14 protein-coding genes are annotated in these 14440 nt (G+C 32.6%); 10 read left to right on the forward strand and 4 right to left on the reverse strand.

What is annotated here, in order from left to right:
• Window positions 1–55: 55 nt before the first annotated feature.
• Both moaA and mobB read right to left on the reverse strand, forming a co-directional pair.
• Window positions 56–985: a GTP 3',8-cyclase MoaA gene (gene moaA / locus MSM_RS07075; RefSeq protein WP_011954493.1), complete on the reverse strand. Its 930-nt coding sequence runs from the start codon at window positions 983–985 to the stop codon at window positions 56–58.
• A 4-nt stretch (window positions 986–989) separates the two neighbouring features.
• Complete coding sequence (gene mobB / locus MSM_RS07080; protein ID WP_011954494.1) at window positions 990–2039, reverse strand: molybdopterin-guanine dinucleotide biosynthesis protein B; 1050 nt, start codon at window positions 2037–2039, stop codon at window positions 990–992.
• Between the two features lie 387 nt (window positions 2040–2426).
• On the opposite strand from mobB, the gene MSM_RS07085 reads away from it, so the two are divergent.
• The 9 genes from MSM_RS07085 to MSM_RS07125 all read left to right on the forward strand — a co-directional run bounded on the left by MSM_RS07085 (window position 2427) and on the right by MSM_RS07125 (window position 9658).
• On the forward strand, window positions 2427–2888 hold the full coding sequence (locus MSM_RS07085) for an indolepyruvate ferredoxin oxidoreductase subunit alpha (protein WP_004032498.1): 462 nt from the start codon (window positions 2427–2429) through the stop codon (window positions 2886–2888).
• 2 nt (window positions 2889–2890) lie between these two features.
• Window positions 2891–3988, forward strand: a complete 1098-nt coding sequence (fwdF, locus tag MSM_RS07090; protein ID WP_011954495.1) for a tungsten-dependent formylmethanofuran dehydrogenase subunit FwdF — start codon at window positions 2891–2893, stop codon at window positions 3986–3988.
• An 8-nt stretch (window positions 3989–3996) separates the two neighbouring features.
• Window positions 3997–4227 carry an ATP-binding protein gene (locus tag MSM_RS07095; protein ID WP_004032496.1) on the forward strand — a complete coding sequence of 77 codons (231 nt, stop codon included), beginning with the start codon at window positions 3997–3999 and terminating at the stop codon, window positions 4225–4227.
• Between the two features lie 11 nt (window positions 4228–4238).
• Window positions 4239–4808, forward strand: a complete 570-nt coding sequence (locus MSM_RS07100) for a molybdopterin dinucleotide binding domain-containing protein (protein ID WP_004032495.1) — start codon at window positions 4239–4241, stop codon at window positions 4806–4808.
• Window positions 4798–6174 carry a formylmethanofuran dehydrogenase subunit B gene (locus MSM_RS07105; protein WP_004032494.1) on the forward strand — a complete coding sequence of 459 codons (1377 nt, stop codon included), beginning with the start codon at window positions 4798–4800 and terminating at the stop codon, window positions 6172–6174. The genes MSM_RS07100 and MSM_RS07105 overlap by 11 nt, the downstream gene beginning before the upstream one ends.
• A 6-nt stretch (window positions 6175–6180) precedes the next feature.
• On the forward strand, window positions 6181–7893 hold the full coding sequence (locus MSM_RS07110) for a formylmethanofuran dehydrogenase subunit A (protein ID WP_011954496.1): 1713 nt from the start codon (window positions 6181–6183) through the stop codon (window positions 7891–7893).
• Window positions 7894–7898: 5 nt separating this feature from the next.
• Window positions 7899–8774, forward strand: a complete 876-nt coding sequence (locus tag MSM_RS07115) for a formylmethanofuran dehydrogenase subunit C (RefSeq protein WP_004032492.1) — start codon at window positions 7899–7901, stop codon at window positions 8772–8774.
• 191 nt (window positions 8775–8965) lie between these two features.
• The gene (locus MSM_RS07120) at window positions 8966–9259 is read left to right on the forward strand and encodes a DUF2097 domain-containing protein (RefSeq protein ID WP_011954497.1); all 294 of its coding nucleotides are present in this window, start codon (window positions 8966–8968) and stop codon (window positions 9257–9259) included.
• 108 nt (window positions 9260–9367) lie between these two features.
• Window positions 9368–9658 carry a DUF2097 domain-containing protein gene (locus tag MSM_RS07125; RefSeq protein ID WP_011954498.1) on the forward strand — a complete coding sequence of 97 codons (291 nt, stop codon included), beginning with the start codon at window positions 9368–9370 and terminating at the stop codon, window positions 9656–9658.
• 5 nt (window positions 9659–9663) lie between these two features.
• Here the strand turns inward: MSM_RS07125 and MSM_RS07130 are convergent, their stop codons facing one another.
• The gene (locus MSM_RS07130) at window positions 9664–11343 is read right to left on the reverse strand and encodes a DUF128 domain-containing protein (RefSeq protein WP_011954499.1); all 1680 of its coding nucleotides are present in this window, start codon (window positions 11341–11343) and stop codon (window positions 9664–9666) included.
• A gap of 88 nt (window positions 11344–11431) precedes the next feature.
• The gene (glnA, locus tag MSM_RS07135; RefSeq protein WP_048058639.1) at window positions 11432–12790 is read right to left on the reverse strand and encodes a type I glutamate--ammonia ligase; all 1359 of its coding nucleotides are present in this window, start codon (window positions 12788–12790) and stop codon (window positions 11432–11434) included.
• A gap of 387 nt (window positions 12791–13177) precedes the next feature.
• Between glnA and MSM_RS07140 the strand changes: the two genes are divergently transcribed.
• Window positions 13178–14383 carry an ISNCY-like element ISM1 family transposase gene (locus MSM_RS07140; protein WP_011953615.1) on the forward strand — a complete coding sequence of 402 codons (1206 nt, stop codon included), beginning with the start codon at window positions 13178–13180 and terminating at the stop codon, window positions 14381–14383.
• Window positions 14384–14440 lie beyond the last annotated feature (57 nt).

A 14440-nucleotide genomic window follows, 5' to 3' on the forward strand; every position in this document is an offset into this window, starting at 1 on the left:
TTTTTTAAAAAAAATTAATTTTAGAAGATAAAAATCTTCTGTTTAAAAATAGCTTTTAATTGTTATAAGGCTCTCTTTTGTCAATGCCTTTAATGAAAACTTCTTTTAGTTGAGAATCTGATTCATTATTTCTTATATGTGATATTAATTCTACCAGATTGTCATTTCTAAGTAAGCATGGCTTTATTTTTCCGTCAGGAGTTATTCTTAATCTAGTACAATTTGCACAAAAGTCGCTGTTTTCAATAGGTTTTACTACTTCAATTTCTCCTCCGTCTATGAAGTATTTTTTACGGTTTTGCATAAATTCACGTGTTTTGACTTCATCACATATGGAAAGCAACTTTTCATTGATGGGATCTAAATTATAATGATAATCTCTGCTGAATTTTTCATCATCACAGTTTTCACTGTCCATTAATTCAATAAGCTGAAGTATGATGCCATGTTCTTTACAAAATTCAAACATATCATCCACTTCGTTTTCATTTATTCCTTTCATTAAAACCATATTGATTTTAACGGGATAAAGGCCAACTTCAACAGCTTTCAGAATTCCGTTTTTTGATGATTCAAGCAGATTTTTAGTGGTAACTTTTTTGTAAGTTTCAGGATTTAAAGTATCTAAACTGATATTTACCCTATTTAATCCAGCTTCTTTTAGATCTTTTGCATATTTTCCAAGTAAGGTTCCATTTGAAGTAATGGATATGTCATCAAAATCAAGGCTGGCTATTTTACTTACAATTTCAACGATGTCTTTTCTTATTAAAGGCTCTCCACCAGAAATCCTTATTTTTCTAACACCAATATTTTTGGCTATTTCACAGATTCTGTAAATTTCATCTGCATTCATTTCCTCTTGAGAATCATCCATCCCATCATGGTGGCAGTATAAACAATTTTCATTACATTTGTTTGTTATTGTAATTCTTAATGAAAGTATTGGTCGTTCATATTTGTCTTTGATAGCTTCTATACTCATAAAATCATTTTTTAACAGTTATATTAATAGTTTCGATTTCATTGATGTCTAGTTCTCCAAGTTTCAATGATTTAATCATACCGTAAATTGTTTCCTTTAGGATGCCCTTTACAAATGCATTAATCTCAACATCTTTATTGTTTACTGTGAGTCTGGCTTCACTTTCTTTAAGATGTTCCTGATTTATTTTAGAAATATCTACCTGTGCAATTCTTGCATCTTCATCAGTGTTTAGGGAATTAATCATTCCAAATACTGAATTTGCAACGAAGTTGTTGGTATGATGATTTAAACTAATTTCTTTATTGTTAATTAGAACATTAGCTTCCACTTTTGGGTTTAAATCAATGTTATCTTCATTGTTTATTATTAGTTCAACTTTATTAATATCTTTTACTCCATACTCTTCGATATGCAATGTTTTTATTATTCCAAGCACTGTTTTTTTGATAAAATCGCTAACGAATTCATTTAAACCGATAACTGTATTATCAATTGACATAAACGTATTAACTTTGTCCAGGTCTTCGGTTTTTACAGTTCCTTTTCTGATTTCTTTAGCTATTGCGTCTCCATCATTAAATCCGCATTCATCTAAAAAGAGGGTATCAACAATATCATGGCCTTTTTCTTCAACAGTATCCACTAGATCTGACACACCTTCGGGAGTTATTGAAAAGGAGTCCACTTCAGCTATTGTGTATTCATCAACTACATCAAGGGATGTTACTATTTTTGGATAGTTGTAGCTTTTAAATCCTTCAATAACTACAAAATCGACATTGTCCATAAATTTAATTAAAAACAGTAATCTGTTTAGTTCTAAAATATCTCTTACATTAAAAAATGATGTAGACCCGATTCCCACAACAACATTTGATCCTGCCAGCTTATGTCTCCAGGTATCGGTATGTTCCCTGTCCATTTCCATTTCATGATGGGAATGCTTTATAGATGCCACATTATATCCTCTTCTGGTAAGTTCTTCAATAATCTTTACAGTTAGGGAAGTTTTTCCAGTATTTTTTCTACCTACTACAGATACGATTTTCATAGTAAAACCTCTACTTATTATTATGTATTATCTAGTTATTATAATAGATGTGTAGTTACTCCACATTCTCTTAAATTTTAGTTTTTCCTTAATTTTTTATAGATTTAGTAATACATTTTTTTTATTTTTTTATTATTTTTCCAATAAAAATATCCGATATTACTTTTTTTCAAATCGTATTTTAACCTTTATATCTTAAATTAAATTATTAGGATAATTTTTGTAGGAATATAACTATTTAAATCACTTATTTTTTAAATTAAATTGTTCTAATCTTTTTAACTAATTTTTTTGTTGTAGTATTAGCACAGTCATATATATTACTTTCGCCTTGCTTCTAGTAGACAAGTATATATTAATAATAAACAAAAGTTTATATCATTACACATGGTGGTTTATATGCCAAAACATATTGCATCTGGTTTGAAATATTTAGCTGCAGTGAAGCTAAAAGAGCAAGGTGAAAGCCAACAAGCAATAGCTAATGAGTTAGGTATTGATAGGTCTACAGTATCCCATTATTTAAATGGCAGTAATTTATCTTGGAATTCTATAGACGTTGCCAAAACTATCACTGACCTGACTCCTAGAGATTTCTTAAAAATGACCAGTGCAATATTTGATGAACCTGAACAAAGCCGTAAAATTGTTTCTATTTGTAATGATAGGGAATTTGAGGCAGTTGTTGCAGATTCATGTATCGGTTGTGGCTTATGTGTAAGCATGTGTTCTATGAAAGCTATTAAATTAGAATCGTTAAAAGCACATGTAGACTCCATACAATGTTGCGGTTGTCAGCTATGTAAAGATGAGTGCCCAACGAATTCTATTAAAATTTTGGAGATTTAATAATGATTAAAAATAAAAAAGAAGCTATAGACAATAACTTTGCTATTACAAGGGCAGCTGAAGAAGTAAGAAAGTTGTCTTTTAATGATCAGATTTGTCTTGGATGTGGAGTTTGTGAATCTACTTGTCCTGTTGAAGCAATTACTTTAAATCCAATTGCTATCGATGCTCGTCACAGACGTTCCAACGATGTCTATTTCAGTGGTCATAAAAAAATAGCACAAAATTTCCATGCTGAATTTGATGTTCAAAAAATCAGCATTGATGAAAATAAATGTGTTTTATGTGGTATGTGTAGTGGATTATGTCCAATAGATGCATTAGTTTTAACTATTGATGATGTTCCAATTAGTGAAATTGAAGCATATCCTCATTACAACTCCTATTCTAAAATCGATGACGACAAATGTATCTACTGTAAAAGATGTGAAACTGCATGTCCTCAAGATGCAATTACTGTCATGAGAAAATTGCCAGAACGTCAAAACTTAGTATCTGGTGAAATTAGTGTAAGTGATGATGACTGTGTTTACTGTGGAATCTGTCAAGAATTATGTCCTGCAGAAGCAATTGTAGTAGATAACACTACAGGTCAAGAATCTATCGTAATTGACAAAGACAAATGTGTATATTGTCTTGTATGTAAAAGGGCTTGTCCAGTTGATGCTATTTCTGCAGTATGTAGGGCATGTTCCTATGGTGAATATGATTTCAAAGCTGAAGATGAAGTTACTACTGGTAGTGCAGTTATTGATGATGAACTTTGTGTATACTGTGGATGGTGTGAAGGAGTATGTCCAACTGATGCTGTTGAAACCAACAAACCATTCAAAGGTACTTTAGAAATTGATCAGGAAGCATGTCAAACCTGTGGAGCTTGTGTAGATACTTGTCCATGTGATGCTTTAGCATTCCCTGTTTCTACTGCACCAGGTCAAAGATTAGACCGCATTACTAAACATGATCAATATTGTATCCGCTGTAAAGCTTGTGCTAAAGTATGTCCAAACGGAGCTATAACTGTTACAAGAACTGAAATAGATCACACTCCTATAAAATCTGTAACATGGCTCGATGCATTCGATGCAATTAAAAATTAGGTGATTTAATGGAACTTAAAGTTAATCAAGATAATTGTTTAGGATGTGGAATTTGTGTAATTGCATGTCCTGTTAACGCATCTATCAGCCCTGAAAATGCAGGTGGTAACGGTGCAAAGACTGATGAAGTAGTTATTATGGTCGAAAATGGATTCATTAAAATTTTCTCACCAGATAAATGTGAATTATGTGGAACTTGCCAAATGTTCTGCCCTGTAAATGCTATATGGATTGAATAGGAGGAATAATTATGCATTATGCTAATACTTATTTATCAAAACCTGTTGTTCCTGATGTAGAAATTGTTGGTGATGGAAAGACCAAAGTACTTAAATGTATGTTAAATACAGGTTCTGACATTTATCAAGGAGCTTGTAAAAAAAGAGGTTCTACATTAAAAGAAGAATATAAAAATGCTTCTGGAACTTGTTATATGGACCCAAGAGACATGGGTAAATTAGGTGTAAAAAATTGGGATACTGTCCTTGTTAAAACTGAATGGGGAGAAGTTGTAGTAAATGCTGCAGTATCTAGAGATGCACCTCACGAAGGAACTGTTTTCATTTGTAAAGGTCCTTGGGCAAATACTGTTGTAAGTCCTGATACTTACTGCTGTTCTGACCCAACTTACAAAGGTATTCATTGTACTGTTGAAAAAACAGACAGAGAAGTATTACTCATGGCTGATTTAATGAGATGGGTTTACAAAAAATATGTTGATTCCGACGACGATGATGTTGTTGAACATATGGAATCATTAGGAGAAAGACCAGTATATAAAGGTCGTAAATGGGAGGAGTTGATTGATCATGACATATGAGCCACCTGTAACCGATTATGATTACATCGTAGAAAATTGTACTTGTGCATTTTGTGGATGTAACTGTGATGATTTAGATTACTTAGTTAAAGACAACCATGTTGTTGCTGTAAGACATGCTTGCAGATTAGGTGCAAGTAAAGTTATGGAAGATATGGACCAAAGATTAGTAGTTCCTATGATTAGGGATGAAGACGGAGAACTTATGGAAGTAGATTGGGATACTGCTTTAGATAAAGCTGCAGAATATATTGCTAACTCTATCAGGCCAGTATTCTACGGTTGGTCTGAAACTTCCACCGAATGTATGAAAGAAGGATTAGAATTAGGTGAATACATAGGAGCAGTTTTAGATAACCAAGCTACTATCTGTCACGGTCCAAGTTTACAAGCTGTGCAAAATGCAGGTTACCCTATTCAAACTTTAGGGGAAGTTCAAAATAGGGCAGACATGGTTGTTTACTCTGGAAGTAACGCAATGAACTCTCACCCAAGACATGCAGCTCGTTATGCTATCTTCTGTAGAGGATACTTCAGACAAAGAGGTAGATTTGACAGAACTGTTGTAACTATGGATCCAAAATTCTCCGATACTGCAAAAATTTCTGATAAATGGATAGGATTCGAACAAAATGGAGATTATGGTTTTTACAATGCTATCAGAGCAGTATTAAGAGGAAAAGAAATATATCAAGATACTATTTCCGGAATTCCTAAAGAAGACATTTACGAATTAGTAGAAGAAATGAAAAACGCTGAATTCGGTGTTTTATTCTTCGGTTTAGGATTAACTCACACTTTATCCAAACAAAGAAACATTGATATAGCTATTAAAATGATTCAAGACTTAAACAAATACAGTAAATGGGGTCTTACTCCAATGAGGGGTCACTTTAACGTAAATGGTTTCAACATTTTCATGGCTTTCGAAACTGGATTTGCATTTGGTGTTGACTTTGCTAGAGGTTACACTAGATATATGTTAGGAGAAACTAACACCATCGATTTATTAACAAGGAAAGAGCCTGACTGTTTCATGGTTATTGCAGCAGACCCTGGTGCTCACTTCCCTAATGGTGCTAACCAACATTTAGCTGACATTCCTGTTATTCAAGTGGATATTCACTGGGGACCATCTACTGAACTTGCTGATGTAGTATTACCTGGTTCATTCATTGCAGTAGAATGTGCTGGTACCAGTTATCGTATGGACGGAGTTCCTATTTACATGAAAAAAGCAATTGATAAACCTGAAACATGTCGTGACGACGAATGGATTATCAGAGAACTTAAAGAAAGAGTCATGAAACTCAGAGAGGAGCCAAATGTAGCTCCAAAATATGTGCCTAATCCAAACGCATTATAAGGTGATATGATGGAATTTATACTTAAAAATGGTATTGTTTATGACCCAGCTAACGGAATAAATGGTGAGAAAAAAGATATCATGGTTAAAGATGATATCATTGTTGAAGAAGTCTCAGCTAATGCAAAAGTCATAGATGTTACTAATAAAATCGTTATGCCTGCTGGGGTAGATCCTCACGCTCACGTTGCAGGTCCAAAATTAGTTGTAGGTAGATTATACAGACCTGAAGATTCAAGAAGAGGAGTTACTCAAAAAACAAAAGTTACAAGGGCAGAATCTGGTTTTTCCATTCCAAGTTGTCCATCAACTGGTTACAGATACTCCAGATTAGGTTATGGTACTGTTGTAGAAGCAGCTATGCCTCCTCTTGAAGCAAAACACACTCACGAAGAAATTGCAACTATTCCAAACATAGACATTCCAGCTTTAGCATTATTTGGTAACAACTGGTTTGTAATGGAATACGCAAGAGAAAACAATATTGAAGACTTATCCGCATTTGTATCTGCATGGTTAAAAGTCTCCAAAGGTTACGGAATTAAAATCGTAAACCCATGTGGTAGTGAAGCATGGGGTTGGGGTATGAACGTACATGGATACAATGACAAAGCACCTTACTTTGATGTAACTTCTAGAGAAGTTGTAACTTCTTTAGCAAAAGCTAACGAAAAATTAGGTCTTCCTCACTCTATTCACATTCACCCAAATGATTTAGGACACCCTGGTAACGTACCAACTACTCTTGAAACATTAGATTCTCTTAAAAATATTAAGAAAAGTCCTAAAGCAGATATTAGGGATCAAGTTGTACATATCTGTCACCTTCAATTCCATTCATATGATGGAACCAACTGGAGAGATGCAAGTTCCGGTGCAGAAGAAGTTGCTAAATACATAAACGGTCACGACCACGTAACTTGTGATATTGGACAAGTAACTTTAGATGAAACAACCACCATGACAGCAGATGCACCAATGGAATACGACTTGTTCAAATTATCTGGATTAAAATGGGCTAACAAAGACATTGAATGTGAAACCGCAGCTGGTATTATTCCATGTATCTACTCAGGTAGAAGTCCGGTTGGAGCACTTCAATGGGCTATTGGTTTAGAATTGTTCTTACATCTTAAAAACCCATGGCAAGTATGTTTAACTACTGACCACCCTAACGCAGGTCCATTCATAAGATACCCAAGAATTATCTCCTGGTTAATGAGTAACCAAAGAAGAATGGAAATGATTGAAAACGGTGAAGTTCACAAATGGGTACAAAAAAGAACTACTCTCCCAACTCTTGAAAGGGAATACGACTTCAACGACATTGCAATTATTACAAGAGCAGCACCTGCTAAAATCTACGGTTTCAGAGACAGAGGAGCTCTTACTCCTGGATACAAAGCAGATATTGCTGTATATGACATAAATCCTAATGAAATTGACCCATCCAGACAATATGCAGAAATCGAAAAAGGTTTCTCTCTTGCTGATTACACAATTAAAGATGGTCAAATCTTAGTAAAAGATAAAGAAATTGTAAAAGTTAAAGAAAGTCAAAACATGTGGGTTAATGTACAAGGATACGAACATGAAGAACAAAATGTTATTAATAAAATCATGCCGTTCTTTACTCAATATTACTCCGTAAAATGGGAAAACTATCCAGTACATGATCATTATGTGTCCAATCCTATAAGGATAGATGTTAAAAGATAAAAAGGGTGTTTAATTTGAAAACAATAACATTTGATCAATTAAAAACTTCTTCAATCGCTTTAGAATTTGATGAATTAATTCCTGATGAAATTTATGCATGGAGCGAAGAAGATTTTGCAAAATATGAAGTACCTATTGGAAACTCAAGATTCCCAATTACTGATTTCTTCGATATTACTGTAGAAGGTGATGCAGAAGGACCTAATGATGTTAAAATGATTCTTAACGGTGACTTAAACAGGGTTAAATACATCGGTTGTAAAATGAGTGGAGGAGAAATTGTCTGTAATGGTAATGTTGACCTTCACGTAGGTGCAGAAATGAGTGGCGGATCCATCTATGTTCACGGTAATGCAGCTGCTCATGCAGGAAGGGAAATGTCTGGCGGATACCTTGAAATCGACGGTGACACCAAAGAATTCACTGGAGCTTCTTACATTGGTGAATGGAGAGGTATGACTGGTGGTAAAATCGTTGTTAAAGGTAATGCTGGTAAACAATGTGGTGAATGTTTAACCGGTGGAAGAATTCACGTTTTAGGTAACTGTGATATTTTAGCTGGTATTCACATGACCAAAGGTATCATTGAAATTGACGGTGATGTAAACCGTTGGCCTGGAGGTCAAATGAAAAACGGTAACATTGTCATTCACGGATTCCTTGGAAGATTACTCGAAGGTTTCGTTCTTGAAGGCGTTGTCGACGACCCTGAAATTGACGGCGAAGTATTCAAAGGAAAATATATCCAATACAAAGGGGACATTGGTCTCAATGGTAAAGGTGCTTTATACTTAGATGCTGAAGCTAACAGGGAAAAATTAGCTCATTATAATGAGATTGACGACGAATATACTTCAATTAGGGAATACAGGAATTTATAATTCCTTTTCCTTTATTTTTTTTTGAAAAAAGTTTAAATAATAATCCTTTTCTGATTTTGATGGATTTTAATACATACTTCAAATGTATGCATAACGTTTAAATATTCTTTTATTAATAAATTATTATATATTGATTTGACAAATTTTGTAAACTGATTATTAATTTATTGTATGGTTTTATGTGTGATAATATGGTTAAGGAAATTAAAATGTCTGCTGAGGAAGCTATTGAATATGTGAGAGAAAACGTCCAAATAAGAGATATTTTAGAAATATCATACAATCGTATTTTTGCTCCCGGTGAAGTATTAAATATAATTTCAGAAGACGAAGAAACTGGTGAGGGACTCAGGGTTAGTTTACAATTAAATGGTGAAATTTTAAATCAGGTTGTTGATGTAGATTTTAAGGAAATTAAAGATGATCTTTTAGAATTGCGCCATATTAAGGATGGTAAAATAACAATCGTGGAAGTTTATGATTAAATTTCCCATATATTTTTTTAAAAAATTATTTTGTTTTATACATTACAAACAAATTTTTATATTATGAAAAATATACTTATTATTTAACAATATAATGAGGTGTTTTCCATGAAAAAATTAAGTTTAACTCCAGATAAAGCTGTAGAATATTTAAAAGATAATGTGAAAATCCATGATAATTTAGAAATTTCTTATAATAGAATTTTTGGAAGCGGTGAGGTTTTAAACATGGACTTTTCTGAATATTTTGGAAAACCAGGGTTTAAAATGTTGCTTTCATTAGATGGTGATTCAATTAATCCGACTATTGAAATTGATGTTTATGAGATTGAAGACGATTTGATTGAATTTATTCACCATCCTGTTGAAGGAGATGATGTGGAAGTTACTGTAGTTTAAAATAGCTACAGTCTTTCCATTTTTTCAAATTTCATTAATTTTGCAATAGCTTTAACTTCAACATCTATTCCTTTTTCTTTAAGTGCAGCAATTAGGTTGAGACCACTGCCTGCAACAACACCAAAATTGTAGTTATCTACTTTAGCATTATATGTTAGTTCTCTTGGTTTGCCTATTTTATAAATTGAAAATCCAATATTCTTTAAGATGTTTAATAAATGTACTGCATAGTCTCTTGAAATATAGGGGATTTCTTTTAAACTGGCCAGTATTTTATTGGATCCGATATTTCTTGTTATTGAAGTCATGTTTTTAGCTATGAATATTTTATGGGGATCAACAGAAGAGCCATTATAAGAAATTAAGTCAATAAATAAGGGAGATTCGTTTAATTCCAATAATCCGCCATATTTCGGGTTGCTCATTATTCCATTGTTTATTAAAAGTCCGTCAATACTTAAACTGCATATTGTAGCTATTCCTATTTTGGTATAATCGGTCGGATGTTCTACAAGCTGATAGTAAGGGTTGATGTATTTCGGATTTGATTCATAGGTTTCTTTCATAATATATATTGCTTTATCTAAGCTGTCTTTGTTAATGTATGAAACATTTACTATAATGTCTCCTTTTCTAGTTTCCACATCGAAATTAACTTTTTGAATTAAATTCCATGATTTTGAAAGTAAAAATGGAGTTTTTGCATGAATTTTATCATCAGCAGGTTTAAGTATTTTTTTAACATCAGCTATTGGGGATAATGTTTCAAAGCCTTCAATTTCTTCAGCTATTTTTATGTCAATGTCATATCCGAGTTCTTGAGCTGCACAAAATGGGGTCACTCCTCCGCTGACGGCTATTCCAACCATTCCTTCAGGTACGGGAACTCCCAACATATTTTTGCCTTCTTCAGAAACTGCCATTACTCCCCCAATTCCAATTTTTTCCAATTTGTTTATGATGTTTAGGGCACGTTCCCGCCCTACACTTGGAATGAGGCGTAAATTAGCAGGTATTGTTCCGGTCCCGGTATTTATCACATCTAATACAGAAGTCATTCCCGGAGCTACAAATGCATCAAGAGGTGTTACAGATGTTTTTTTGTAGGAAATCAGTTCTGTAAATTTTGTCGGAACATAATCTCTGATTTTAACTAATCCTCCGTATAGTGGGATTGTAGGTATTCCTTCGTTTAACAGAATTCCGTCAATTGTGGTTCCGCATATTGTTTTTATCTGTATTTCTTCTTTGCTGTTACCTTCTTTTAAATTGATGTAAGGACTAACACAAAGACCACTTTTGAAAACATCTTTGATTATATTAAATGCTTCTTCATCGTAAATAGTTGAAGTATTTACTACAACATTTCCCGCCCGGTTCATGTAGTTGAAACTAGTCAAATAAATCATTTCTTCAAATTTTGAATAAATGAAATCAACCTGATCATAGATTATACCTTTATCAAGCTTTTTCCTGCCCAGTTCTGTAATTTGTCTGCCGGAATATCCCATTCTTTCAGTATATCCTTTTTCATCAAGAATTTGCATATGATATCTAACAGCACGTTCTCCTAAGTTAAATCCTTTGTTTTTCAACTCTTCTGCTATTAATTTAGAACCAGTAGGTTTATTTTGCTCATTTAATATTCTTAAAATTTCAATTATTTTGTGTTCTGATTCAGTCATATGATGCTCCCTTTTTTCTTAAATATAATCATGCCTAATTTTACTTAAGAATCATTATATTTAAAAAATAAAAAAAGTATATTTAGATTTAAATATCTAAATATTTGTTTTGTTCGTATCCGAATACTTGTACACGGTATTCGTCCCATTCTTTGTATTTGAGCTCTAGGAATTTTTCACTGGTGTGGTCTCCTAAAGTGGATAATATCAATGGGTCTTCTTCAAGTGCATGGTAAGCTTCCCATAAACTGGATGGTAAAACTTGAATTCCCATAGCTTCTCTTTCTTCTTCGGTTAATGAGTAGATGTTAATTTCGGTAGGTTCTCCAGGATCAATTTTATTTTGAATACCGTCAATACCTGCTTCTAACATTACTGCAAATGCTAAGTATGGGTTACATGCTGGGTCTGGTGCTCTGTATTCAATACGGGTTGCTTTACCACGAGCTGCAGGTACCCTGATTAATGCAGATCTGTTTTTAAGACCGTATGCTCTGTATACTGGAGCTTCATAACCTGGCACTAAACGTTTGTATGAGTTTACAATAGGGTTGGTAATTGCGGTTAATGCTGGAGCGTGAGCAAGCAATCCTCCCATGAAGTGAAGTGCGTCTTTAGATAATCCGGTTTCGCTGTTTGGGTCAGAGAACAGGTTTCTGTCTCCTTTGAATACTGACTGGTGACAGTGCATACCACTACCGTTTACACCAAAGAACGGTTTTGGCATAAAGGTTACTCTGTAATCCATTTGGTCAAAAGTAGCCATGTTGTCTACAATAGCTTTAATAGCTTGTTTAAAGGTAATTACAGCATCTGCAGTTTTTAATGCATCTTTAAATTTAAATGCAATTTCGTTTTGACCAGGTCCTACTTCGTGGTGAGAAGCTTCTACTTCGAAATCTAATTCTTCTAAGTTTAAGGTTAGTTCTCTTCTGAAATCAGGTCCTTTATCTAAAGGTTCAACATCAAAGTATCCTGCTTCATCGTAAGGCATTGGGTATCCTTCATCGTCAATATCTACAATAAAGAATTCTGGTTCAGGACCTATGTTATATTGTAATCCCATTTTTCCAATTTTAGCTAAAGATTTTTTCAGGATACCTCTTGGGTCTCCAACAAATGGTTTTCCGTCAGGAGTCCAGACATCACAAATAAATCTACATACTGCAGATTCTTCAGGCCTCCAGGATACTCTTGAGTAAGTGTGGATATCAGGTTTGAGAACAAGGTCACTTTCATTGATTCCTACGAATCCTGCAATTGAAGATCCGTCAAATAACATACCTTCAACAAATAAGTCTGCCATGTCATCTTCTTTAAATGGAATTACAATGTTTTTAGCAGTTCCATTTATATCAACAAATTGTAAACGGATAAATTTAATATTATCCTCTTTCATTTGTTTAATTACGCTTTCCATTAATTCTTCGTTAACTTTTTCAGTCATTAAATCATACTCCATATAAATCTTATGGATATTAGTTTCAAAAGGTTAGTCGGAAAATACCTTCCTCCCTTGGCAATACATTTCCTTCTCATATTATATAAATGTTTTGAATAAATGTACTTATAAGGATTATTTATATTTTTTAATATATAATCACAATGATTTTTATTTTTCAATGGTTAATTCAATAGCTTTTTTAAAAATTAATGGGAATATGTTCAAGTTTAAATAAATGAGTCTGTAAAATTTTATAGGCTTATTTGTTTTTTAATTTTTTACAGTTGAACTTTCATTTTGATGAAATTTCATTCTAATTTTTCTTTAATTTTAATATAAATGATTTAAAAATAGTAAAATACTTTAATAAGTGAGGACAAATAATATTTTATGACCAAACAAAACAAATCTGCCCTCAATAGTAATATAGACTTCATACAACTTAAACTTTATGATTTTTTTGATGAAAAAATTGATCAAGAAAAAATTATTTCAAAAAGATTGAATAAAACACCTAATTTTGAAAATACTAATCATAAACTATTTTTAGATGAAAATAATACTTTTAAATATGATAATCCCATTTGTCCAGTTTGTGGAAGCCACAAAATAATCAAAAAAGGCACAATAAAGAAAAACAAACAAAATACTAATGGAAAAACAACAGAATTCAAAGAACAGCAATATCAATGCAAAAAATGTGGAAAAAAATTCGGAATATACAATAATCCATTAATTGGTGAAAATAAACAATTTTTACAAGAAATAATGGATAAAATTCCAGGAATAATGAAAATAGGGTACCAATCACTTCGTAAAATAAGTAAATACTTTGAAATATTCCTTGGAATCAGAATATCTCATCAAACAATCAAGAACTGGTCTGACAAAAATCACGAAGAAAGCATCAGCAATGAAAAATTTGAATATTCTGGCTATTATTTATATGATGAGCAATTTTTAAGACTTAATGGAACTAGACACTACAGATTAACTTTATTTGATGCAATACTCAATATTCCAGTCACAGAACGAATAGTACGTCGCAGAATACCAAAAAACACGAAAAAATTTATCTTAGAATCAACAGAAAATAAACCATTCATTTGCCTAACAACCGATTTATTCCCAATGTATCGTAATGTAGCAGATGAAATAGAAGTAAAACATCAATTGTGCATATTTCATCTGTTTCAAACAATAAACCATAAATTAAAAGTATATTGTAGAAGAAACAAGATTAATGGAAAACAAAGAGACCATATTTACGAAAATGCACAAGAATTAAAAAACTGTTTCAGACAAAACTCAAAAAAAGAAGCAATAGAACAATTTAAACAATATTTACAAAAATATACGGCCATACCAGTTGTTTTAAAAGATTTCATAAGAAAACATATCATAAATCACTTCCACAGATACGTAGAATATCTTGATGATGAAAATATAGAAAAAACATCAAATAAAGTCGAAAATTACTACAGACAAACCAATCCTGAAAAAATAAAGAAAATATACAAAACCAAAAATGGAATCCTGACATTTTTAGACTATCAAATGCAAAATTGGACTGAAAAACACATTAAAATCAAATAAGCCTATAAAATTTTACAGACTCATAAATTTAAAGAATTTTTATTTTCTTTTAATGAA

The organism is Methanobrevibacter smithii ATCC 35061 (assembly GCF_000016525.1).
GTDB classification, from domain to species: Archaea; Methanobacteriota; Methanobacteria; order Methanobacteriales; family Methanobacteriaceae; genus Methanocatella; species Methanocatella smithii.

What these genes read in the sequence shown, in the direction of transcription:
- moaA (WP_011954493.1), bottom strand. Translation starts at nt 985, where the DNA reads ATGAGTATAGAAGCTATCAAAGACAAATATGAACGACCAATACTTTCA.
- mobB (WP_011954494.1), bottom strand. Translation starts at nt 2,039, where the DNA reads ATGAAAATCGTATCTGTAGTAGGTAGAAAAAATACTGGAAAAACTTCC.
- MSM_RS07085 (WP_004032498.1), top strand. Translation starts at nt 2,427, where the DNA reads ATGGTGGTTTATATGCCAAAACATATTGCATCTGGTTTGAAATATTTA.
- fwdF (WP_011954495.1), top strand. Translation starts at nt 2,891, where the DNA reads ATGATTAAAAATAAAAAAGAAGCTATAGACAATAACTTTGCTATTACA.
- MSM_RS07095 (WP_004032496.1), top strand. Translation starts at nt 3,997, where the DNA reads ATGGAACTTAAAGTTAATCAAGATAATTGTTTAGGATGTGGAATTTGT.
- MSM_RS07100 (WP_004032495.1), top strand. Translation starts at nt 4,239, where the DNA reads ATGCATTATGCTAATACTTATTTATCAAAACCTGTTGTTCCTGATGTA.
- MSM_RS07105 (WP_004032494.1), top strand. Translation starts at nt 4,798, where the DNA reads ATGACATATGAGCCACCTGTAACCGATTATGATTACATCGTAGAAAAT.
- MSM_RS07110 (WP_011954496.1), top strand. Translation starts at nt 6,181, where the DNA reads ATGATGGAATTTATACTTAAAAATGGTATTGTTTATGACCCAGCTAAC.
- MSM_RS07120 (WP_011954497.1), top strand. Translation starts at nt 8,966, where the DNA reads ATGGTTAAGGAAATTAAAATGTCTGCTGAGGAAGCTATTGAATATGTG.
- MSM_RS07125 (WP_011954498.1), top strand. Translation starts at nt 9,368, where the DNA reads ATGAAAAAATTAAGTTTAACTCCAGATAAAGCTGTAGAATATTTAAAA.
- MSM_RS07130 (WP_011954499.1), bottom strand. Translation starts at nt 11,343, where the DNA reads ATGACTGAATCAGAACACAAAATAATTGAAATTTTAAGAATATTAAAT.
- glnA (WP_048058639.1), bottom strand. Translation starts at nt 12,790, where the DNA reads ATGACTGAAAAAGTTAACGAAGAATTAATGGAAAGCGTAATTAAACAA.
- MSM_RS07140 (WP_011953615.1), top strand. Translation starts at nt 13,178, where the DNA reads ATGACCAAACAAAACAAATCTGCCCTCAATAGTAATATAGACTTCATA.